21 protein-coding genes are annotated in these 23461 nt (G+C 44.9%); 9 read left to right on the plus strand and 12 right to left on the minus strand.

Annotated elements, in window-relative coordinates; all coding sequences use genetic code 11:
* Positions 1–274 precede the first annotated feature (274 nt).
* Positions 275–673, plus strand: a complete 399-nt coding sequence (locus QUA13_RS26315) for a SufE family protein (RefSeq protein ID WP_333203273.1) — start codon at positions 275–277, stop codon at positions 671–673.
* A gap of 39 nt (positions 674–712) precedes the next feature.
* Here QUA13_RS26315 and QUA13_RS26320 read toward each other — a convergent pair whose 3' ends face one another.
* The 3 genes from QUA13_RS26320 to QUA13_RS26330 all read right to left on the minus strand — a co-directional run bounded on the left by QUA13_RS26320 (position 713) and on the right by QUA13_RS26330 (position 4079).
* The gene (locus tag QUA13_RS26320; RefSeq protein ID WP_333203275.1) at positions 713–2176 is read right to left on the minus strand and encodes an MFS transporter; all 1464 of its coding nucleotides are present in this window, start codon (positions 2174–2176) and stop codon (positions 713–715) included.
* A gap of 81 nt (positions 2177–2257) precedes the next feature.
* Positions 2258–3406 (minus strand): homocitrate synthase/isopropylmalate synthase family protein, encoded by a 1149-nt coding sequence (locus tag QUA13_RS26325; RefSeq protein WP_333203277.1) that lies wholly within the window; start codon positions 3404–3406, stop codon positions 2258–2260.
* A 178-nt stretch (positions 3407–3584) separates the two neighbouring features.
* Entirely contained in the window at positions 3585–4079 is a 495-nt protein-coding gene (locus tag QUA13_RS26330; RefSeq protein WP_333203279.1) for a thioesterase family protein, read from the minus strand.
* Between the two features lie 142 nt (positions 4080–4221).
* On the opposite strand from QUA13_RS26330, the gene QUA13_RS26335 reads away from it, so the two are divergent.
* Positions 4222–5073: a universal stress protein gene (locus tag QUA13_RS26335; protein WP_333203281.1), complete on the plus strand. Its 852-nt coding sequence runs from the start codon at positions 4222–4224 to the stop codon at positions 5071–5073.
* 120 nt (positions 5074–5193) lie between these two features.
* Here QUA13_RS26335 and psbM read toward each other — a convergent pair whose 3' ends face one another.
* The 4 genes from psbM to QUA13_RS26355 form a co-directional block, all read right to left on the minus strand.
* The gene (gene psbM, locus QUA13_RS26340; protein ID WP_015177760.1) at positions 5194–5307 is read right to left on the minus strand and encodes a photosystem II reaction center protein PsbM; all 114 of its coding nucleotides are present in this window, start codon (positions 5305–5307) and stop codon (positions 5194–5196) included.
* A gap of 303 nt (positions 5308–5610) precedes the next feature.
* Positions 5611–5907, minus strand: a complete 297-nt coding sequence (locus tag QUA13_RS26345; RefSeq protein WP_333192449.1) for a 2Fe-2S iron-sulfur cluster-binding protein — start codon at positions 5905–5907, stop codon at positions 5611–5613.
* Between the two features lie 147 nt (positions 5908–6054).
* Positions 6055–7950, minus strand: a complete 1896-nt coding sequence (locus QUA13_RS26350; protein ID WP_333203283.1) for a TolC family protein — start codon at positions 7948–7950, stop codon at positions 6055–6057.
* A 141-nt stretch (positions 7951–8091) separates the two neighbouring features.
* Positions 8092–9477 carry a TIGR03279 family radical SAM protein gene (locus tag QUA13_RS26355; RefSeq protein ID WP_333203285.1) on the minus strand — a complete coding sequence of 462 codons (1386 nt, stop codon included), beginning with the start codon at positions 9475–9477 and terminating at the stop codon, positions 8092–8094.
* A 256-nt stretch (positions 9478–9733) separates the two neighbouring features.
* Here QUA13_RS26355 and QUA13_RS26360 point away from each other — a divergent pair, with 256 nt between their 5' ends.
* Positions 9734–10381, plus strand: a complete 648-nt coding sequence (locus QUA13_RS26360) for a ceramidase domain-containing protein (RefSeq protein WP_333203287.1) — start codon at positions 9734–9736, stop codon at positions 10379–10381.
* A gap of 32 nt (positions 10382–10413) precedes the next feature.
* Here QUA13_RS26360 and QUA13_RS26365 read toward each other — a convergent pair whose 3' ends face one another.
* From QUA13_RS26365 to QUA13_RS26375, 3 genes are all read right to left on the minus strand, one after another.
* A complete protein-coding gene (locus QUA13_RS26365; RefSeq protein WP_333203290.1) occupies positions 10414–12972 on the minus strand; it encodes a sigma 54-interacting transcriptional regulator in 2559 nt (852 codons plus the stop codon).
* Positions 12973–13451: 479 nt separating this feature from the next.
* A complete protein-coding gene (locus QUA13_RS26370; protein WP_333203292.1) occupies positions 13452–14222 on the minus strand; it encodes a methyltransferase domain-containing protein in 771 nt (256 codons plus the stop codon).
* A gap of 142 nt (positions 14223–14364) precedes the next feature.
* Positions 14365–14700, minus strand: a complete 336-nt coding sequence (locus QUA13_RS26375) for a hypothetical protein (protein WP_333203294.1) — start codon at positions 14698–14700, stop codon at positions 14365–14367.
* A gap of 95 nt (positions 14701–14795) precedes the next feature.
* On the opposite strand from QUA13_RS26375, the gene QUA13_RS26380 reads away from it, so the two are divergent.
* Positions 14796–16130, plus strand: a complete 1335-nt coding sequence (locus QUA13_RS26380) for a tetratricopeptide repeat protein (RefSeq protein ID WP_333203296.1) — start codon at positions 14796–14798, stop codon at positions 16128–16130.
* A 432-nt stretch (positions 16131–16562) separates the two neighbouring features.
* Here the strand turns inward: QUA13_RS26380 and QUA13_RS26385 are convergent, their stop codons facing one another.
* Positions 16563–17465: an undecaprenyl-diphosphate phosphatase gene (locus QUA13_RS26385; RefSeq protein WP_333203298.1), complete on the minus strand. Its 903-nt coding sequence runs from the start codon at positions 17463–17465 to the stop codon at positions 16563–16565.
* Between the two features lie 447 nt (positions 17466–17912).
* Between QUA13_RS26385 and QUA13_RS26390 the strand changes: the two genes are divergently transcribed.
* The 3 genes from QUA13_RS26390 to QUA13_RS26400 all read left to right on the plus strand — a co-directional run bounded on the left by QUA13_RS26390 (position 17913) and on the right by QUA13_RS26400 (position 20816).
* Positions 17913–18527, plus strand: a complete 615-nt coding sequence (locus QUA13_RS26390; RefSeq protein ID WP_333203300.1) for a thylakoid membrane photosystem I accumulation factor — start codon at positions 17913–17915, stop codon at positions 18525–18527.
* 149 nt (positions 18528–18676) lie between these two features.
* A complete protein-coding gene (locus QUA13_RS26395; RefSeq protein WP_333203302.1) occupies positions 18677–19609 on the plus strand; it encodes a trypsin-like serine protease in 933 nt (310 codons plus the stop codon).
* A 145-nt stretch (positions 19610–19754) separates the two neighbouring features.
* Positions 19755–20816 (plus strand): mannose-1-phosphate guanylyltransferase, encoded by a 1062-nt coding sequence (locus QUA13_RS26400; RefSeq protein WP_333203304.1) that lies wholly within the window; start codon positions 19755–19757, stop codon positions 20814–20816.
* 94 nt (positions 20817–20910) lie between these two features.
* On the opposite strand, the gene QUA13_RS26405 is transcribed toward QUA13_RS26400, so the two are convergent.
* The gene (locus tag QUA13_RS26405; protein ID WP_333203307.1) at positions 20911–21636 is read right to left on the minus strand and encodes a hypothetical protein; all 726 of its coding nucleotides are present in this window, start codon (positions 21634–21636) and stop codon (positions 20911–20913) included.
* Between the two features lie 650 nt (positions 21637–22286).
* On the opposite strand from QUA13_RS26405, the gene QUA13_RS26410 reads away from it, so the two are divergent.
* Together QUA13_RS26410 and QUA13_RS26415 are read left to right on the plus strand one after the other, a co-directional pair.
* Entirely contained in the window at positions 22287–22991 is a 705-nt protein-coding gene (locus QUA13_RS26410) for a DUF1003 domain-containing protein (RefSeq protein ID WP_333203308.1), read from the plus strand.
* 143 nt (positions 22992–23134) lie between these two features.
* On the plus strand, positions 23135–23395 hold the full coding sequence (locus tag QUA13_RS26415; RefSeq protein ID WP_333203310.1) for a cadmium resistance transporter: 261 nt from the start codon (positions 23135–23137) through the stop codon (positions 23393–23395).
* Positions 23396–23461 lie beyond the last annotated feature (66 nt).

Genomic DNA, 23461 nt, shown 5'->3' on the forward strand with positions numbered 1-23461 from the left:
TCGCTCAATCTTTTGAATCAAGAAAAAACATCAAAAACAGGAGCAAGAAATAAACGACTTCGAGCCGGGTGGGATGATGACTATTTGACTAAGATCCTCGCTGTTGCAGTTAACTAAATTCTCACGAATAACTCATTAATAACTATTATACAACTTGTAAACAGTGGTTGTAATCTTTTTATTGTCTCAAAATTACCATTAAGTAAAAACCACCATTAATCAGTTCTTATTTTCTTGCAAAAGTCATTACAAAGCGTATCTGTAGCTTCTAAGAATGCTGAATTTATATCACAATATCCTCACCACTGATGAACAGTGTTCAATAAGATGCGTTCCCCCTGCAGCATTTCCCGAAAGCGATCAACTGCCTGAAAACAAAGTTTCTGGCTGCGTGTCGCAAGTTTATATTACTGCAAATTTGGCAGACGGAAAAGTTTTGTATCAAGGCAATTCAGACGCTCAGTTAGTTAAAGGATTAGTTGGCTTGCTGGTGGAAGGTTTGAGGGGATTAACGCCTGCTGAAATTGTCACCATTACCCCAGATTTTATTCAAGACACGGGATTGAATGTGAATCTGACACCTTCCCGCGCTAACGGATTTTACAACATTTTTCAAATGATGAAAAAGAAAGGGCTGCTATCCCTGGGAAGTGAGCAATTAGAACTGAATTAAACATGGAAAATCCTCACTAAAATCAACAGCCAATGATTTTTATAGGATAGCCACTTTTTTATTTTCTCTCCACCAAAACAAAGTTGCAAACATTGTCGAAACTATTAATAAAACCCCAAGCACCAAAAAAGTAGTATGTGTAGCAAAAAGTAATGCTTGTACAGGCGCATTGCTAATATCGATATTCGGTGCAAAATTAGCGCTAAAACTTGTGGTAAAGAAGAACAAAGCACCTACTATTGGTACTCCCAGCATCTGCCCTAATATCCGCGAAAATGACAATAATCCCGAAGCAATACCTAATCGCTCTTTTGGTGCTGCTCCCATAATAGAGCTATTGTTAGGAGAGTTGAACATCGCCACTCCTACCCCATAGGGAATAATCCCCAAGATATACTTGATGACAGTTAATTCAGTATCAAATCTGCTGATTAAAAAACATCCAATTGCCATAAATACTAGACCCATTAAAGTAATTAGCTGCGTGCCAAAACGGTCGGAAAGAATACCCGCAATAGGCGCAGTCGTCACAATCAGAAGTGACGGTACTACCATTAAAAAACCAGATTTTTGAGTTGAATAGTGTTCAAGGAAGGTGAAGAAAAAAGGAAGGATAAAGATGACACCTGCGATCGCGAAATTTGCAATAAAACGTAGCGTTAAGCCCAGGCTAAACTCTACGGATTGAAATATTTTCAATTCTATCATTGGTGCTGCTATTCGGGATTCAAACCATAAAAAGCCAATCAAGCTGACGACAGAAAAACCCAGCATATTTATGGATATATAAGAATTACCCTTCTGTAATAGGGTAATGCCAAAAATAAAAGAAGTTAAGACGATGGTCAATATCAGCGTACCGATGATATCAAAGTTTTCGGGGTTTCCACTAATCGCAGAATTCGGTACAAAACAAGCCACAATTAAAATGGCAAAAATCCCAATCGGAACATTCACCCAGAAAATTAAAGGCCAGCCTCCCACACTCATCAGCAGTCCTCCTACCATGGGCCCCAAGGTAATCCCCATTCCGTAAATTCCCGCTCTAATACCTAGTCCCAGTCCCCGCTCTGCCGCTGGAAATGCCTCCACAATCATCGCAGTTCCCAAGCCAGATAAAAACGCAGCACCTATTCCTTGCAATCCTCGAAACGCTATTAAAAACCCGACATTTGGCGCCATTCCACACAATAGCGAACTGATCGTAAAGATTGTTAAGCCAATAATGTACAATCGCTTCTTGTTCCAGATATCACCTAATTTTGATACCAATATTACAAATATGGCGATTGCCAGCAAGTAACTTAAAACTATCCATTGACTCGTGGCAAAACTGGTATGGAGAGATTCAACCATAACTGGCAAAGCCAAGTTAACTATATACACATCCAAAGCAAAAATGAATACACCAATACCAATACCAACTGTAGTCCACCATTTTTCAGATGTTTTCTTCTCTTCTTGCCTTAATTCGTTAGAGTTTTCTGCTGGCGTTGTTGACATTATTACTATCTAGGGAGAGGTGGGTATTATTCTGAAATCTTCCAAAATATAACATTTTTTACTTGTAGGTGCTACTGTAAATTAGCAATTATCAATAATTTCTAGAAATTCTTTCTCGATATCGATTGGGGTTCCTCTTTTAGCAATCTCTTTAACTTTTTTAAGAATCTTAGATACTAAATATTTGTTTTCAGCGAGTTCCTCTCTGCCAATCTGCTTTAGAGCTAATTCTACAGCAGTCAATCCCGATTGCATCCCTAATGCAATACTACTTTTAATTCCAAAAAAATCTGGATTTAAACTTTGATAGAGGCGCTCATCTTTGGCGATTGCCGTAACGTGAACACCTGCATAATGGGTAAAAGCATTTTTCCCCACGGCAGGGTGATGAGGAGAAATAGGTACATGAGAATACTCGCTTACCAAATTATACAAATCTTTCAAATATTCTAGTTTCCAAAAGTTTTTCTCCTCAATAATATCGGATAAATTTATTAGTAACTCAGCCAAATCCACTATACCAGCTCTTTCCCCTAGCCCCATCACGCTGACATCAATAATATCTGTCCCCGCTCTGTAGGCATCCAAGGCATTTGCTAAAGCTAAACCTCGGTCGTTGTGGCAATGAACTTCTATTTGTGGATATAATTCTCGTTTGGCTAGTTCCTCCTTCAGGATTTTGACAAAATAATAAATACTGCGTTTTTGTTGAAATGGGGTTGTATATCCAGTGGTATCAGCTATGCTGATTATATTAGCTCCGGCCTTTACTGCTGCACTAGCTGCCTCAATCACATTTTTCATAGGAGAGCGAACTGTATCTTCCGGCGTATAGCGAATCAATAAACTATTATTCTGCTCTCTAGCATAAGTTATTGCTTCCACAATTTTATCTAGGGCTTCATCTAAACAGATATTATAGTCGCACTGCAATCGTTGAGAGGATACACTAAAAAACACGCCTAAAAAGCTGACATTACAATCCAGGGCTTTTTTAACATCATCTATTCGGCACAGCGAATGAGCGCCTATTTTGGCTTTTAGTCCAGCATTGGCAATGCGGGTAACGGCTAAAGCAATTTCGCTATCTACAGCAGGATTGCCAGCTTCAATAATATCAACTCCTATGTGGTCTAAAAACTCCGCAATTTTTAACTTTGTTTCAGGTGCGAAATAAACTCCAGGGGTTTGTTCTCCCTCTCTCAAGGTAGAATCAAGAATTTTAATCATAATCTACGAGCAATTTAGGTACTAACAAAATCTTGAAAAAGGGGCTGGCATCGGCGAGGGCACAATACCTTATACAAACTTGAGCCATGACCCCCAATAGATATCTTCAAAAAATACAGTCAAAGGCAGCCAGGATGCCTGCTCCACAAAAGTTATTGGGGAGATCTAATAGATAAGTCTAAGGGTTGATCGCCAACTTTGCTAAAGCTGCCTGCACTGTTGGGGGTAATTGACGCATAATCTTACCTTTCTCGCGATCGACACCAACCAAAGTTACCTGTGCTGTCACATATAACTCCTGAGTATCAGCCGATCGAATTTCGTAATCCCAAAGCAGCCGCACACCCTCGCTAGCAGCTATTCGCGTTCTGACTGCCACAGATTGGCCCATTTTTACAGAGCGGTGGTAGCGCAGCGAAAGTTCCACCACGGGCAATTCCAAACCCTGCGCCACCCAGTCTGCATACTCGATGCCGAGAGAGCGCAAACTTTCCACCCTAGCTTCTTCCATCCAAGCCAGATAAGTCCCGTGCCAAACCACACCGCTGTAGTCAGTATGGTGAGGGTACACTCGCACCAAATATTCAAACCAGCCCTCTGAGTCGATCCCGCGGCGATTTTGAATGGCACCAGTCGGTGCGAGTTCTGGTTGAGTTCGATCGTTCTCTAACACGTTACAAATTGTTCCAAAACGCTACATTTCTACAAATCATAAAGCAAACTTCAGGCTTATGCTTGACATTAAGCAACTCGAGTACCAACGCCCTAGTTAGAGCGTCGCACAAGAAAACTCAACTATTTTTACCGCCAAAACTATGATAGAAAAAATTTTAGTAGCCGTAGCCGGTCGCGGCTTGTGCGAAGAGATGTTTAATATGTTGATGGACATCCCTTCCTTGCAACAAACCTCTGTCACCGTCTTGCACGTCGTGCCGCCCCAAGTAACCTCCGATGGCATGGCCGAGAAGTTGGAAGAAGGAGGCAGGATTTTAGCACAAGCAGTCCAGTCTTTGAAAATAGATCCCAGCAAAGTCAATCCCCGGCTCAAACAGGGAGACCCGAAAACAACAGTTTGCCAAGTCGCAGAAGAAGAAAAATCCGACTTAGTAATTATGGGTTCTCGGGGACTCGGACGGCTGCAATCGATTTTGGAAAACTCAGTCAGCCAGTACGTTTTCCAGCTAACATCCAGACCAATGCTGTTAGTAAAAGACGACATCTACGTCAAAAAACTCAAGCGCGTCATGGTGGCGATCGACAAATCAGAAGCTGCCAAACAGTCATTGCAGCTTGCGCTATCTTTGGTCAAAGGAGTCAGTGGCGGAGAGATAATTTTAGTACACGTCACCAAAGATTTGACGGGAAAATCCAGCGAAGATTCAACAGCAAGTGCTGAAAAAGACTCGGTATTGGCTCCAGCAGTAGCAATAACGAAACAAATGGGAGTTAGCTACCGCTGTGTGAGTGCTACAGGCAAGCCAGGGGAAGAAATTTGTCGGATTGCAGACGACTTGAATGCCGACTTGTTGGTGATCGGTTCCCCGGATCGGCGGCCCAACGTTGCCAAAAGCTTTGTGGATATCGATCGACTCCTGGGAAATTCGCTATCAGACTACGTGCGAGTCTACGCCAACTGTCCTGTCTTGCTAGCGCGCACAGTCGCCTAGACTCTCATCGTTAACACTTAGCAGCCAACACTCAACAGTTAACAAAAAAAGCGCCTCAGCAAAAAGCTGTTGGCGCTTTTTTTTGCAAGCAGCAAAGCCAGACAGAAATAGCAGCAGTTGCTAATCTTTTCTACCTTGACGGCTAGCTGTTTGAATGTACAGAATGATTAGAAAAACACTGGGAACCAATACAAAAAGAATGGTTGCCACAAACCCTAAATCGTTAACTTCCATGAAGACGCTCGCCTCTATCGGAAAATGGAAAAACACACACAACTAGGATATCACTCAAAGGCAAAAGGCAAACTCGAAGACAGAAGGAGAGCTTGCGGACAAGCCTCGAAACCCGGTTTCTGCCTGGATGCCTCGCTGCCCAATCTTTAATTTGTCGTAGAAACCAAGTTTCTTTTCCTAAGCTAGAAAAAGGCGTGATTATACAGTGAAATAGGAAAAAAAAACAAAATTCTTGCATTTTGCATTTTTCTTTCCTTCTGCATCTCTAGCATCCCTAGCGTTCTGCGTTGTGCCTTTTGAGAGTCACGGCTTAGTCTTCACGCTGACCTCGCCGTTGACCGTAGCTTGACAAGCCAACCGATAGTTTTCGGGCTTTTTCTTGAGCTTGCGGTTTTCAAAATCAGTGCGGGGCGACAGATTTTCACTTCCCTCGACAATTTCCACAATGCAGGTGCCGCATTGACCTATGCCCCCGCAATTCATCATCTTTCCCGAAAACGTGTACAAATCGATGCGGTTTTCTAGAGCTTTCAGCCTCAAATTCGCTCCGTCTGCTGCGATGACTTCCTGATTTTCCTTCACAAACTTGATATTGGCCATTGCCGATTCCTTAACGCAGTTGACATGGAACTCTATTACAAAATATTAACTAATGTGTCGGACGTTTAATACCCGATGTCTAATTGTCTTGGTGATTAAAGGACGCGCGTGCGTAGCTATCCCGTAGGGAATTGTCCCAACCCAATCTCAAGGAGCATCCGAGAGGTTATTAGTGGGAAGATTGCTCACAGCCCGCTGAAGAGACGAAAGCCCCAGGTTGTAGGTGACAATTGCTGACAAGCGGTTTCTCTCAGCCCTAGTCAAATCAGTTTCCGCCTGAATCACATCCGTCTGAGTACCCACGCCAGCTTGAAACCGCAGTCTCGCCAGACGCAGAGCTTCCCTTGACTGCAAAACTCCCGCCTCAGAAGTTTCGATATTCTCAAAACTCGACTCCAAGCCAAAATAAGCTTGTTCCACTTCCCGACGCACCTGGTTGCGGAGTTGGTCGAATCGACTTTCGGCGATCGTAATCTCAGCATCCCGCTGTCTCGCCCTGGCGTTCGCCGCGCCCCCGTCGAAGATACTCCAAGTCAGACTCGCCCGGATCGAATACCCGTCTGCCCAGCCGCGAGCAGCATAGGGGTTCGGGTTATCAGGGTCTTGTCCCAGTACGTTGTAACTACCCCCAACGCTCAGTTGAGGCAAACGCCCCGCCTGAATCGATCGCCTCTGCTGCTTGCTGATATCCCTCTGCACTAACTGCTGTTCCAACTCGGGGCGATTCCTAAAAGCCTGCACGATACTCTCTTCCAAAGACAGCCTCCAAGAGCCCGCTTGCTCTACCGGGTCAGCCGCTGTCAAGTTCGCCGACTGGCTGATATTCAAAATCTCAGCCAGACGCCGCTGGGCAACTCGCTGATCGCGACGGGCAACTGACAGTTGTTGCACTTCGTTAGCCAAATTTGCCTGAGCCTGCAACACAGCAAATCGGGTTCCCACCCCTGCCCGTTCCAAAGCTTCGGCATCCCGCAAACTTTGCTGGGCATTTCTCACCGAAGCTTGGCGGATGGCAACTTGTCCGTCCGCGTTTTGCAAGGTGTAGTAAGCCTCAGCAGTGTCGAAGCGGAGTTGCTCGGCTTGGCGTTCCACATCCAGTTCACGAAGGCGCAACTGTTCCTCTGCCGCGCGGATGTTAGCGTTCCTGCCTCCGAACAAATCGATGTTGTAGCTCAACTGCAAAGTGCTGTTGAGACTGTTGCTGCCGAAATTTGGGCCGGCTTGGAGGGCGGGCTGCCCGGTTCCGTTAGCCCTCTGGTTGTTCAAGCGCTGCGTCGCCCGGACTCCGAGTTCTCCGCCGGCACTCACAGAACGGCTGGCGTCCATTTGAAAATTCAGGTCGGGATAAAGAGCAGCTTGCTGTTCGCGCAAAGCGGATCTGCTTTGTTCCACTTGCTGTCCGGCGATTTGCAAAACTTGGCTGTTGCGGCGGGCGAGGTCGATCGCCTGCTGCAAGGTAATTGACTCTGTTTGCTCGATCCTGACATCCTCGGGGTTTGTCGGAAACAGCAGCGGATTCGGGTTGGGTTCCAGGGAAGCCGGAGGGTTGGTGTCTAAAATGCCCCTCGGAGTGAGAGGGGGGAAACTTTCGTTCGGAGTGCCCCGGATAATTGGTACCGGGGAACTCGGCACAGGAACATTGTTGAGAGGGCTCGGGGAAGGCTGCTGAGCGTCTGTCGGTCCCAAACCTCTTATAGGTGTCGAACCTGCCTGAGACAGAGTTGATGGGGAAGCCGGAGCAGCCTGTTGAGGCTTTGATGCTTGCTCGGGCTTGGTTGGGGGAGTTGATGCGATCTTCGCTCCCCCTTGCTGCTGAGACTCGGAGGTTGGCGGGTTAAGGGCGATCGACTGTTCGGGATCTGAGGCTGATTCTGACGCTGTGTTCGAGGTCGATCGAACATTCTGCCCTAATTCGAGCTGATTGCTAAGGGCCAAACTGTCCTGAGATTGAGCCGGAGGCTGTGCTGAAGCACTCTGTGCGGCGTTGCTGAAAGTAATTGCAGCGCCCACTCCGACTACGATGATTTGACGAAAAACACGCATAATTTTTTAATTACTCTGCAATCCTAGAGACAATTTTAGAGCAAGATTGAGGTCTCAAGTTTCTAGTCTGTAGCCTGAACTCGACGGTTACAAGTCACAATTACCATACTCATCTTAACTTTTGAATGTTCGATTCAAAATTTAGAATTCAACTTCAGCAGTTGCCAGACCGATCGCCGCCGAGATTAGTTCCTCTACTCCGCTAACCGGCAAAATCCGGGTTTTCAGCGAGCTGGCGAGCTGTTCGAGGGTCATGTCGTCGAGAAAACGCGGTTCCCCCTGTTTTAGCATCACCGACGGCAGCAGGATGCCATCTCCCAAGTCTCGCCCCTGCAAAGCTTCCAGCAAATCTTGCCCGGTGAGCAAACCCGTGACAGTGATAGTTTGTCCCCAGTAGCGGCTGCACAGTGCTGCCATGTTGACGGACAAGCCGGGAATTTGGTTTAGTTGTTGTACGATCGGCTCAAAAGCTTTTTCTACAGCATTCCCCACCACCCAAACCAACTTGCGCGCAGGCTCGACTTGCATCGGTTGCAGCTTCTCAAAAGCCGTTTCAAACTGCTGGATAAACTGGCGGATAGAACCCACACCGTTACCAATTTGGGGATAATCTTCGTAATCAGCAGCCGACGGCAAATCTAAACCAGCTATTAAAAACCACTCGTCAGCGAGCCAAATACAGCGCGATTTTGAATTCTGCTTTTTCGCCTTTGGGCCGCCCTTTCCTTTACTCAAAAGCACTTGAATTTTCTGCACTTGCTCGATTACTTCTCGCGCTTTTTCCGCAGTTACTGCAATTAATTCATCTTCGGCTGGGCGAAAGCGAGTTAAACCCACCGGCACTACAGCCACCGATGCTACAGCGGGATTATTTCCGGTATGAAACTTTGCCAAGTCTAACAAAGTGCGTTCTAAATGTTCGCCATCATTAATACCTGGACAAACAACTACTTGAGCGTGAATTTGCAAGCGGCGTTCTTGAAACCATTTAATTTGTTCTAAAATCTTGCCAGCGCGGAGATTTTTTAACAGCCTAATTCGCACTTCCGGTTCGGTAGCGTGCACCGAAACATAGAGAGGAGAAAGCCGCATTTGTTCGATTCGGTCCCACTCTTTTTGAGTCAAATTTGTCAGAGTGAGATAGCTACCATAAAGAAAACTAAGTCGGTAGTCATCATCTTTGAGATACAAAGTTTCGCGCTTTCCCGGAGGCTGCTGGTCGATAAAGCAAAAAGGGCAGCGGTTGTTGCACTGAATTAGTCCATCGAAGAGAGCAGTTTCAAATTCCACTCCCAAGTCTTCGTCATAATCTTTTTCTATTTCTAACTTGTGACTTTTGCCTTTGGCATCTAAAACTTCTAGTTCGAGAAATTCATCGGCGCACAGGAATTGATAGTCGATCAAGTCGCGGGGTTTTTGGCCGTTGACGGCGACGATTGAGTCTCCGGGTTCAAATCCGATTTCGGCGCAGATGCTGTCGGGGATAACTTTGGTTATCAGGGCGGGCCGGATTGATAAGTCGCTCATAAGTTCTTGATTAATTATTGGGTGAGATTGAGTTTTTTACAGAGGTTTTTGAGGTTTTAATGTGTAAATATAACCCTCGTAGTATCTTCCATTCACCTGTCTCAATTATACAGGTTTAGTTTAGTTTAAAAAGCTGAATGCGAGTAAGAAGGGGTTTACATACATCAGCGACTTGGGGTATTCTAGATTAGATAGTGTATTGTACAGCATCTGCGACACAATTATAAGTTAGCTTGAAAAAATCAATGGTAGAGCTATGAATGATTATATCGACCTTTACTGTGAGCGGCTCATTCCTGGTTTATGGAACGAGCCACTGAATGCTATTTCCAATGTGTCTTTCATTATTGCAGCATGGGCTATTTGGCAATTAGCTCAGCGATACCACAAAATATCACCTGGTATTTGGATACTGATTGCTTTAGCCACCAGTATTGGTATCGGAAGTTTCCTCTTTCATACATTTGCAACGCCATGGGCAAATTTACTAGATGTGATTCCTATTCTGCTCTTTCAGCTTTGTTTTATATGGCTTTACAGTCGTCGGGTAGTTAGGATGAATTCAGGATATGCAGGAGTATTACTTGCAGCATTCTTTTTTGTTAGCGATTTTAGCAAGCAATTTATAAATCTTCTCAATGGTTCTCTTTCGTATGCTCCTGCATTTTTGGTTTTGCTCGGACTAGGACTGTATCACTATCGACAGCAAAAGCGCGAACCATTCATTCTATTAGCAGCAACAGGTGTTTTCCTATTAGCCCTTGCATTCCGTACTCTCGATCGGGCAATTTGCCCTTTGTTTTCACCAGGGACTCATTTCCTCTGGCACCTTTTTAATGGTGTTTTGCTGTACCTGTCAGCAAGAAGCCTGCTCTTAAATTGGTCAGAGCGAGTAAAAAATTAAAACTCAAAGTAATATATCGCGCATACTCCCTCTCAGGTTCCTACGATCGCATACCACAAACTCAGCATCAGGCACAAACTCGCTAAATGTTGTGGAATCAAAGATTTAATTGAGCGCTTGGCAATTTTTTGAGTCACAAATATTGTAACTAATAATGATACAATCAAAGTTAAACCTTGCAAGAAACTAATCACCGCTGGATCGCCAATAAAACTCGGTAAATCGTCTCTAATTTGTCCGAAAGTGGCAAAAGCTACAGGAATCACTCGACCGCCTTCCTGCAAACCCAATCGCCAATAGTGAGCCAAACTACCGCCCCAGACTAAGGGTAAATAACCGTAGGCGAGAGAGACAAATGAGAGGGGTTTGTAGGTTGTAAATGGCATGGTTTCTGCTTGTCCCAATCGATAAATTGCCTGCATGATTGCGTAGGCAATTAGGGGAATCATCGGCGGGATAATTAACACTGCGATCGACAGTCCTAAATGAGGTAAAAATTGCTCTAAATTGATGCCCAGCCCCAACCAACTATTTATCTCCGGCAAGCGATGCAGATAAATACCGCCTAATAATAGAAATAACAGGGCAACTTCATAACTGTGAGGAACGTGGGTAGTCCATAATTCGATGCCGGGAGGGCGCAGATTTAATTCTACCGATCGATGCGGACAAGCTTTCAAGCAAGTCATGCACAACACGCAATCTTTATTATCGGTTAATTGGGCGGGATGGGAATAAATCGGACAGCCATTAGTAGTTAATCCTTCCCCCAAGCCGGGGCCGCCTTTGTAACATTGGTAGGTGCTGCATTCCGCCGCGCAGGTTCCTTGTTGGGCGCGAAGTTCGATAATTGAGAGTTTAGCAAATAATCCATTCATTCCCCCGATCGGGCATAAATAACGACACCAAAATCGCCTCTCGAAGATTAGGGAAAAAATTACCGCTCCGGCGGTGATGAGCAACAACAAACAACTGGATAAATAGGCGGTATTTTCTAAATTCCACAACTCTTCCCACAGAAATATCAGAGTAAATAGTCCAAATAGAAGCCAGCCACCCCATTTTTCTGCTCGTTGGCGCGGCCATTTATTGAGAGTTCGAGGGAAAATTTTTAGCGATAGTTTTTGGACGATTTCCCCATAAATCATAAAAGGGCAAAAAGCACACCACAATCGCCCGATGATGGGGAATAATAATAAAATTAACGGCCACCACCACGCCCAAAAGATATTTAGGGCAAAATTATGTTGTCGATCTTGGGGAGCAACAAACAGGATAATTACCACCAATGCAAACACCCAGGTGGTAAACCAATAATTCACGCGATCTGGATACCAATCGCTCCGTAAAAATTGCCGAAATTTTGGATAAATATTTAATAAATTCACCCGAAACTTTTGTTTCTTTGCTGCCTGGGCCCAAAACACTTCTTCAGTTAATACCTTACTCCCCTGTGCTTGAACTAAGGCGCGATCGACCATTCCCTGCAATTCCTGCAAATTACCTGGAAAATCGTAGGCTTGTAAGCGGCGAATTGCTTCCGGTGTAACTTGGGGCTTGACTAATTTCTTTTTGCGACCAATGATATTGAGATAATAGTTGACTTGTGCCTCTAAATCTGTTTTTCGCACCCGCAAGGATGGAACTTTAATCTTGTGTTGTGTCAGCTTATCTAGCTTGGGCTGCACAATTTCTGAGATTAAAATTATCCGGGCCTTACTAGAACGCGGTGGTCGCGGTATTTGTCCTTCCTTGACAACTGGCGTATAGGTTCCCTCGGTTAATAATTGCTGAATTTGGGGGCATAATTGAGCGGGTAATTCTTGCACGTCATTTAAAATTAACGTCCCTTCTCCCAACCATTCCAACAGCCCCGGTTTGCCGCCCAACCGCCCGAATAATTCCGCTCCATTGCTCTGAAGTAAAGCACTTTTAATCTGAATAATTGGCTCGTTGCGGCGATGGGAACCGAAATGAATTAAAGCAGCTAAATTATCCTTTTCTAAACCAGGTTCGCCAGAGATTAATACCGATCGGCTGTCACTCGATGCCGTGCGAATTTGTTGGCGCAATTTCACTGCATAACGACTATTGCCAATGACTCCTCGTTTCGCCCTAGGTACTAGATAGCTGCGGAGGGCATTTTGACGCTCTCGTTCGTAGGCAATTTCTGCTTCTAGCTGCTCTAATTTCGCCGCCAAACGTTGAGCGTAGGCTTCGGCGATCCGTGGATATCTTGCTAGCAAACCACGCCAGCGATCGGCACTAATTACCCAAAATTGACACTCTGTCCGAGCAATAATTCGACTATCCGCAGGTTGCGATCGTTGAAGGGCAGATAAATTGACGATCGCCCCCGGTAATAAACTACTCCCCCACATTAAACCCGGTTGTTTGCGGTGGTATCGATCGGCTTGTCCTCGTTCTAGGATATAGAGATTAGTGACGGGCGTATCTTCTATTACCACTCGAAATCCAGGGGGAAAAGTTGTCATCTCCATTTCACCCGCGATCGCCTGTAAAATCTCGCGGGATAATATGCCTAATTCGGTGCTCGATTCGAGCCAGTTAACTAATGTTTCGGTAGACATCGCTTAGTGTCGGCGAAAGCCGAATCGTGGTGGTTGGTGTAGGATATATATTTTTGGGCGTTGCTGATTTAAGGTATGACTGGCTCAATATGCAAGTCAGAGAAACCAGTATCCAGAAAACTTGGGGATTTTCAATTTATTTTTTTCATACCCTGATTAAGCAACGCCCAATATCGATAGCTTGTTAAATTTGTGCAGTCATAGTGAATCCTCCATTTAAAATTTTCGATTTTTAATTGTTACTCACTTTTAATTTTTTTACGAACGTAACTTAAATGCTGAACAGCTTATAACGGGGTTTAAGAATAGTCATCGCAGTTCCCTGTCATAGTAGACTTAATTATACACTTTTAACTTGCCATAAGAATGAAGGAAACTTTAGCCGATCGCGATCGGGAGCTTAGCTTGACGCACATTGTAGGAATTAGCAGCAGCACTTGAATTGCGATCGGCATTACCTAATTCCTATTTCCAGCTAACTATAGCTTTGCTTTCTCGCCAACAATCACAGCGATCGGAACCGCATAATGAATTTCATTTCCTCGTTCATGTGCGCCAACCCCCAGATTGTCAACACCAATATCCTCTCTAAAAATTTGTCGCACCTTATTGTCATCGCCGGGATTTGGGAAAGAAGCAGCTAACTGCTGTTCAAGCTCTAATTCTACCTTGTAAAATGCCAACTTGATATTTTGAAGATTGGCATCCGCGACTAATTGGGGCAACTCTTCCAGAGTCAAGGCGCGAGTATGAGATGGATCGCGCAACTTCTCAATCCGGTCATAAGCATTCACTTTATCCGGTGGCATCGCAACATCAGCAATCAGAATTCGACCGCCCGGACGACACACGCGAACCATCTCCGACAACACAACATCTGGCCGCAAAAAATGATGGAAAGCGTAACGACTCAGAACAATGGAAAAACTATCATCGGCAAATGGTAGGATCTCGATATCGCCTTCCTGCCATGAGAGATTAGTCAAGTTTTTTTGCTGTGCCAAAATCTGGGCTTGTGCGATCATTGCTGGTGTTAAATCAATGCCAGTAACGCGACTGGAAACCGCCGCAAAAGCACAAGCAACAATACCCGGGCCGCAAGCAACATCTAGAACTGTGTCTTTGTCAGAAACACTCGCCATTTCTATGAGCAGGTACAGAGACTCTTGATTTGTGTGAGCGTACAATTTAGAGAATGGAATTGCCTGACGAGTGAACTGGTCGATGATGGATTCCTGATGTGCGGTCATAGTTTAGGATGTGGCTAGCGGAGAATGTTTACAGTTTAACTTGTCTAGGCTGAATTTGGCGATCGGGCGATCGCTAAATTCATCCTAGGCGAGTGAATTGTCTTTAACAGAATTGACTTGTGTGGTTACTGAATAAACAGCATTATATTTTTTCCATAAACAGTCCTGCAATCGGCACCTCAAAAGTTATTCCAGGTAGCTGAGGCTGCCATCCGAGTCGCACCGCTTGCCGTATCCATTGTGCTACATCAGAGGGTGTTACTGGTTTCACTTCGTTAATATCCACCAAACATTGAGGATGAGGTCGATCGGTGAGGATAACTAACACCGAACCCTGTTTTTCAGCGTGTTCGACACCAACATGAATATTTCCGCCAGCGTAGCATGATTGCGTATAAGTAGCTTGTCTTCGGATTAGCCAGATGAAAGGCTCTCCGTCAACAATTATTTTTCTGGTTCCTTTTTTCGGTATTGACATAGTTTGCTAAAGTCGATCGCCTTTACAATCAGGCTCAGTTCTGGGTTGTGAATTAACCTGATCTGTGAGAGAATATGTATCAAAAATATGTATTTATGAAACTCAAAATTTTGACCGGACTCCTGACAGGGTTAGTTGTTTCTGGCAGCACAACAGCGCTCTTTTGTCAACCCAGCCGTGCGGGAAATCATAGCTTTTTGTGCAACGGTACTCTCAAATATATTAGCACTGGGATTCTGAACGGAGAACCAGTTTTCAATCAGGGGATTCCGATTAATACCAGTTTGAGATTATTAGCATCAGCTCAAGTGGATGTAGGGGTAAAGATTCCCAGTGCGTCTGCGGCTGCGCCCAAAGCTGAGGATTTCTTTATTCAGGGTGAGGAAAAATATGAAAAAGGAGATTATCAAGGCGCTATAGCCGCTTACACTCAAGCCATCGCGCTTAATCCTAATTATGCAGAAGCCTACAACAACCGGGGAAATGCCCGCTATATTTTAGGAGACAATAAGGGTGCTGTAGCCGATTTCAACGAAGCTTTGCGAATTAATCCTAACTATGTAGAAGCCTACATCAGCCGGGGAAATGCCCGCGATGACTCAGGAGACAGCCAAGGTGCACTCGCCGATTACAACGCAGCTTTACGAATTAATCCCAACGATACCTCAGCCTACTACAACCGGGGAGTTACCCGCTATCGTTTGGGAGACAACAAAGGTGCTGTAGCCGATTACACCGAAGCTTTGCGAATTAATCCTAACTATGCCTCTGCCTACAACAACCGGGGAATGGTGCGCTCTCAATTAGGAGACAGCCAGGGTGCTGTAGCGGATTTCAACGAAGCTGTGCGAATTAATCCTAACTTATCCCAAGCCTACGGCAACCGGGGACTTGCCCGCTATAGTTTAGGAGACAAGGAAGGTGCGATCGCGGATTTCAATCAAGTTTTACAAATTAATCCTAACGATGCTCTTGCTTATTACCACCGGGGGAATATCCGTTATGTTTCAGGAGACAACCAGGGTGCTGTAGCCGATTTTAACGAAGCTGTGCGAATCAATCCTAAATATGCCCAAGCGTACATCAACCGGGGGAATGCCCGCGATGATTTAGGAGACAGCCAGGGTGCTGTAGCCGATTACGATCGAGCTTTGCAAATTAATCCTAACTTTGCCGGTGCCTACTTAAACCGGGGCGTTACCCGCTTTCGTTTAGGAGATACGCAAAGTGCTGTAGCCGATTACAACGCAGCTTTGCGAATCGATCCTAACTTAGCCGGTGCTTATTTGAGCCGGGGACTTGCCCGCGCTAAAGAGGGAGACAAACCCGGGGCGATTCAAGACTTTCAGAAAGCAGCAGATTTATTTCAGCAGCAAGGCGATCAGAATAACTATGAAAAAGCCATTAACAATCTGAGAAAACTTCAATAAACTGCAAAAACTCCCCAAAGGTCGATCGCACTACTAATCGCTAAAAAATAGAATACCCAGAGTCCCGACTTCTTTAAGAATTTGAGGATCTAATTAAACATTATCAGCATCAGATAGTTTAATTTTTTTTGTATTTTTTGTTACTCTAGCCCGTCTGAATGAGTTGTGTAAATAAAAGAAAAGTGGTAAGCTCAAATTAAAGAAAAAAAGGGGTGAGACAAATCGTTCGCCTTCCTCCTTAACGGCACGCGCGCACATTTTATTTAAATCGGACGATCTAAATTTATTTTAGACTGCATGAATAGATTCTCTTGCTGTTGAGGTTTCCGACTTTCTTTCATTCATAATAATTTTGTAATTCGGCGTTCTAGTTCTTAATTCTACCGAGTTCAGAGCGACTTATGTCGCTCCTACTGCTCTCGGATTTACTTTTTAAATATTGTTCACTGCCCCACCTGCAAGCGCGGTCAAAATCGCCACGCCAAATGCCAGCCGATACCACACAAACACCCACGTATTTTGAGTTTGCAGGAACTTCATCAGCCACGCGATCGACAAATAAGAAAACACAAATGCCGAAATCGTTCCCACTATCAAAGCTGCAACTCCAGCATCGCCGATTCCTTCTCCCAGAGCACCCTTCAATTCCACTAATCCAGCCAGAGTAATGGCCGGAATTCCCAATAAAAAAGAAAACCGCGCGGCCGCGGGTCTTTCTAATCCCATAAACAATCCTGCTGTTAGGGTAGAACCCGATCGCGAACACCCCGGAATCAATGCAATTGCTTCAGCTAATCCCATCAAAATGCCGTCTGGGACAGTTAACTTTTCAAAAGGGCGCGAGCGCCTGCCAGTTTTTTCTGCTATTGCTAACAGCAGCGACATGACGATCGAAGCAATGGCGATGCTGGCTAAACTTCTGAGCGGCGACTTGTCAAAATCTGGAACCAATGCCTTGATTAGCAGCCCAAAAAAGACTATAGGTATTGTTCCCAAAACAATTCCCAATGCGATCCGAAACTCTTGCGATTTGTAGTCGCGCCGCACCAGGGCATCTACAGCACCAAAAGTTATATTTGTCAAGTCTTTCCAGAAATACCAAAGCACTGCAACAATGCTGCCCAACTGAATAACAGCAGTATAAGCAACCCCCGGATCGCCCCATCCCAGGGCGATCGGCACTACCTTCAAATGAGCGCTGCTGCTGATGGGCAAAAACTCTGTTAATCCTTGTACAATTCCTAAAACAATCGCCTGCACCAGATTGATTTGAGCGGGCCCGGCAACATCAGCCGCGGGCGTTTGGGCGAGGAGTGCCTCAAGCAAAGCTATCATTAGTTGTGAATTCCCAGTTATCAGTTTCTAGTAATCAGTTGAATTTAAGAGGATGTTTTAAAAGTCTGGTCAGGTATAATTTAGCCCTGATGATTGGGCTTAACTGAGACGATAAATCAAGGTTTGGGCCCGTACTTAGATGCTTCTTTGTGCCAACTATGAGGTCAAACGACCCTTTTAAAACATCCTCTAAGATCTTGCACTCTTCTGGGAAGCTAGAAGCCCACCCCACCAAAAATAAATTTTATTGTGGCGCGGACACTTCCAGCCCGCCCTAGTTCTCTTCGGTCAGTAGAATCACCGTGTCGATCGCTACAACAAGCAAAATATGATAGTCGATCCGAAACTACTTTAACCTACTCAACAACATTTGCCTACATTGGGGTGATAAAATTATCAAAGTTTTTGCATCGGATTTCGCCAGCATACAGCAACTGCCAACAACCTATGATACTTCCTGACAAAAAAAAATCAATTGTTACTGCTGCTTCTGGCCTGGGCTTGCTGCGGCGAATCTTGTCAGCCAGTCTTTTAACAGTGGCGATCGCACTTAGCTTGATACTGCTAACCGGCACGCCACCAGCCTTCGCAACTCTCACAGACGATCGCTATGACGGTACAATCTTTGCCCTCTACGCCGGCAACGGTTCTCTAGTTCCTCCTAAAGTCAAACTCACAGATTCTTTCAAACGCAATAAACCCGTATTGTTAGTGTTTTACACTGACGACAGCAGCGACTCCAAGCAATACGCGATCGTCGTCTCTCAACTCCAGGAATTTTACGGCCGCGAAGCCGATTTTATGCCTATAACAGTTGATTCTTTGCCTTCGCAACCGTCACCGAAACTCACCGAACCGAGCCATTACTACGAAGGTTACGTACCTCAAACTGTCATTCTAGACCAATCGGGAAAAGTAGTTTTTAACGAGAAAGGACAAATACCCTTTGAACAGGTAGATGATGCTTTTCGGAAAGTATTTGACTTGCTGCCCAGAGAAAAATCACTCCCGCGCAAACGCCGTGTCGTGAACGAACTTAACGTCGAATTGTCGACGAAGTAAAATATTGCAATAAGAGGACACGGCACTGCCGTGTTCCTACCAGGATTAATTGTATAAAAACTGCGCTGCCGTCTCCTAATTGTGGGTAACATTAATTCCAACAGTACCGAATTTGATATAACAGCTATTCAATCAGTTCAATATCAAAAATGAAGTCAGCAATCAAAGTTTTATTAATGGCTGTTTTGACTGTATTGTTAGTTTTAGAAACAGCAGAAATCGGGCGAGCAATAATTAGTGCTTTTGGTAACAGCACTTCCCGCAAACCTTTAGCTTTCAATCAATATACAGGCGTCGCCTATCTCGAACCAACTCAATGTACGGGTTCGCTGCTAACAGGAGGATTGTACGTTCTCACGGCCGCCCACTGTCTGAACGGAGGCGGAGTCAAGGTTCCTGCAGAAACGGCAATCAAAGCAAATTTTAAATTGCCTAGCGGTGAAGTTAGGATCTCTGTTAGCAATTATTATATTCATCCGGGTTGGAATGGTTATGAGTCAGAAGTTGGCAACGATATTGCTATTTTAAAACTGAAAAGGGTCGCCCCAAAAAGTATTCAACAGTACGATATAAATAGAAACAAGAATGAAGTCGGCCAAGTATTGACAAAGGTGGGATACGGATATATAGGTTTAGGTGCAAAGGGACAAGATGAAAATTCTAATTCGGAGGCAAAAAGATATAGCGGACAGAATCGCTATGATGCTTTAATTGATGTTTTGAAAGATGCTACAGAATCAGATATGTCCGATTTGGTTTTGGGAAGTCAATTAATCTTTGATTTTGACGATGGAAGTGCGGAACGCGATACTTTGGGGAGGCATTTTCCGAAGTTGCGCGATCGAGGTTTGGGGAAAAATGAGATAGCTACGGCTAGCGGAGATTCCGGCGGGCCTTCGTTTGTCGATGGGAAGATTGCGGGGATTAGTTCTTGGGGTTATAGCGATCGGGGATTTTTCAAAACAAACATCGCCGATATTGATAAAATTGACGACAATGGCAGTTTCGGGGAAATTTCCGGCGACACGCGGGTATCGTTTTATGCTAATTGGATTGACAAGATGACCAAAAATCCCTCCTAGGCATTTTTAAAATCCCTACTAAATAAAAAACGTAGCGCGTTAACGCCACGCTGCCAACAATTAATTAGTTCGATCAATTATATCACGAGCGTTTCAATCCCTCAAGTCTCAGGCAAAATAGATCAGAACCGTTTAACTTCAAATCATGACCAAAACCTTAATTCCCGTAATTCTCGCCGGCGGTAAAGGCGAACGTTTCTGGCCACTAAGTCGCAAACAGCGGCCCAAGCAGTTTTTGAGTCTCGACGGTAGCGGCAAGAGTTTGCTGCAAGCAACTGCCGATCGACTATTAACATTAGGTAACGGTTGGGACGATTTGTGGGTGGTAACGTCGGAAATGTTGGCGGCGGGAGTCCGCGAACAGTTGCCGCTGCTGCCTCCTGAGAATTTGCTGGCGGAACCAGAGGGTCGGGATACGGCGCCGGCGGTGGCCTGGACTGCTATAGAAACTGCGAAGCGTTACGGTGAGGATGCGGTGGTTGGTTTTTTCCCGGCGGATCACTGGATTGGGGAACCGGAGGAGTTTGAGAAGACTTTGGAGGCGGCGGCTGATTTGGCGAGAAATCAGGATGCGATCGCCACTTTGGGAGTAAAACCGAGTTATGCTTCGACTGGTTACGGCTACATCGAACAAGGCGAGGAAATTGGCAGTTTTGGGGGTTTTCCGGCCTATCGGGTGGCGAGGTTTACGGAAAAGCCCGATCGCACAACTGCTGAAGAATTTGTAGCCAGCGGCAAGTTTAGTTGGAACGGCGGAATTTTTGTATTTCGAGTCGGAACAGTCTTGACAGAATTGCGAAATCATGTACCGGAAATGATGGCAGCTTTGGAGGCAAAAGGCGCGCAGGCTTACTCGGAATTACCCAAAATTAGCATCGATTACGCGCTGATGGAGAAGACGCAAAAGGCCTGTGTTCTGCCCGTAGGCTTTAGCTGGGACGATTTGGGAGATTGGAATGCGATCGGTCGTTTGCTGCAAGGAGACAAACCGAATGTGGAGTTAGCAAAACACGTCGGAATTGATACGAAAGGTGGCATTTTTTATGCAGCGGATGAGAACGAGGTGATTGTCACCATTGGTTTAGAAGATGTGGTAGTTGTCAGAGATGGCAACGTAACTTTGATTGTAAAAAAAGATAGGACGCAGGAGATTAAACAGGTAATTAAGGTGTTGGGAGAAGATGAGAAATTGAAAGATTTGTTGTGATGTAAGTACGGCACAGATTGGGCAGGCGAATACAAAGGATTAATCACTCTTTATCCAGATTTTCGTTTCTTAATCTGTGTCGTACTTTACTATTCTACTTTTGTTGTTCGCACTTCCACTGAAGCCATTGTTTTACCAGATTCCTAATTAAAGCCTGTGCTTCTGAGAGTGACATAGGTTCTTTTGGTGGATCGTTGCGATCGACACCGTGCCGTGCATCATCACCAATTGCGCTTTGACTATTAGCAGTCTGCTTGAAGTCCCTAATCTTATCTTTATTTATCCACTGTTCAATCCTATGAATCTTCTTTATTTTACCAGCATCTTTATCGACAATTTCATAAACTTTGTAAAGATTAATCCAGTTATGATCAAACTCCCTAAATTGTCTAAAAACATCTTTAACTATCTCGTCTTCTTCTGCCAGCTTCCTCCAGGAGTCAAACTCGAAAATAGGGATTATATCTTGACCGCCTTCTAGTTGGATAGAAACAGAACAACTTGAACCCACGTTAATTGTGGCTGAAAGCGCACGCCGCCCATGACGCTTACCTTCTTCGTCAACTTCGTAGATCATATTAGGCTTAAGAAGTGGAAAATCTGTAAAATGAATCATTGCAATAGCACTTATGTATTCAAGAAGTTTAGTAGCTTCCCCATGTACATCCGACGTATTTGTTAGTGATTCCCAGCGCGAAGAAGTTAGGTAATATTTACTATTCTCTGTGATTAAGCTAAATTCATCTGATGAACGCAGCAAGTTCGACAAATTGTCAAAATCAGACTTTTTAACATCTTCTAGTAAAACTAGCCATTTCATTGAAAAAACCTCCTAATCCTAATTTTGAATAAAATACAACTTTATAAATCAACTCGGCTGGACGGGATCACCCTCGCAAGTAGTCTGGGGCGACTTTCGCCATGAAATCTCGTTTGCGACTTCCCGTTAAATTTTGGGCTGCATCGAGGAATGTCGCGAATGATTGCATCACTCAGCATCTTCTGGCTTTTTTGCGCTTTAAAGAGGAGAGGCGATCGCCTATGGTGGCATTGCCTCTCCTCTATTGTGCCTGGGACTTTATTTTTTCCCAAGCCCGCAACTGCGTAAACGCGCTTGTTCCACCTCCCCTGGCACGCTGACGGGGTTGCTGGAACAAGCGCCGGCTCATACAGCGCGCTCAAGGCGCCGCAAGAGGGCATCAAAGGCTTTCTGGTTTCAATTCGGTCATCGCCTGCAGGAATCGCTCAAGGTGAGCGCGTACGTTAGATGTTGAGCCTTCCCCTCACCTTGTCTCGTTCTTCCTATTCTCTCCTATTTCGCAACAAGCCTATAAATTGAAGTGATTGATTTGATAAAAAAGAACATTTGCTCTTATGAGTGGAGGTTGACTAAAGTAAAGCCATCAAAGAAAAACACAAGCGAACATTAACCAGTCAGCTTCAACTAGACATTCACCCGTGAGGTTTGCCATGAAATCCACTCAATCCAAAAGCGTTAATGCAAAAGTGAAAACCGCCAGCCATCAAATGCCTTTACAGCTTACCCTTCAAAAACCAGAGGAAAAAGCCTTAACTCGCGGACAGCTTTTAGCAGATACCCTAGCAGCGAAAGTGGGTTCGTGGCCGTTTTTGATTGGACAGACAGTAGTCCTCGCCGGGTGGGTGGGCGCGAACCTGACACCGGGCCTTCCTCACTGGGATCAGCAGCCCTTCATCCTGCTCAACTTAGTATTCTCTTTTGCCTCTGCTTACACTGCACCGATTGTGTTAATGAGTCAAAACCGCCAGTCGGATGACGAACGCGAACAAAATCTCTACAATCATCAAGTTAATCTCAAAGCGGCTCACGATGTGGTATTACTGCACGAAAAGATCGATCGATTAAGCCACCACATTCCTGACTTAATGGAAAAGCTCAATCAGCAACAGCCATCTGTCAGTCCCATCAAAGTGATGGTGATGCCAGCCCCCGTTAAGGCAATTACCGAAGGTAATGAAGCAGCTAAGCCGTCTGCTTCCGAGCAGAAGCAGAAGCCTGAGGTTACCATCCTACTTCCCCAAGTATTTAAATCGAAATTTGACTCATCAAAATATGCAGAAGTGATGCCAATTTTACTGGCAACTCAAAAGCCATCAACACATTCGGTATCCGCGTCAAGCTATTTCAAGCTGTGACAATCGACGTTACTAATCAGTGAATGAGAGCGTCAGTATAGCCAATCTGTTAAGTAACATTTTTAACACATAAAACTCCTCAACATCAATTAATTTCCGGCACTTTTCCAGCAATCCTACCATCACCATCTAGGCAGTTAGATATGAACCCCTTCATTACCGCTATTTCCACAGGTTTTACAGCTTTCACCGCCACAAATTTAGATGATATTGTCATCTTGCTGCTGTTTTTTTCCCAAGTCAATGCTGTTTTTAGACGGCAACACATTGTTACAGGACAATATCTTGGGTTCGCAGCACTGGTGCTGCTTAGTCTTCCTAGCTTCTTTGGCTGTATGATGGTGCCGCGCCCTTGGGTGGGGATGTTGGGGTTAGTACCAATTGCCATTGGAGTTGGAGTTTAGACTAAGCAGGTCAAAAAGTGCGCTCGCCCAAAGACCGGCAAACGTCCATACTCCAACGGCAACGGT

It is taken from the genome of Microcoleus sp. S28C3, assembly GCF_036700785.1.
Classification (GTDB): domain Bacteria; phylum Cyanobacteriota; class Cyanobacteriia; order Cyanobacteriales; family Microcoleaceae; genus Microcoleus; species Microcoleus asticus.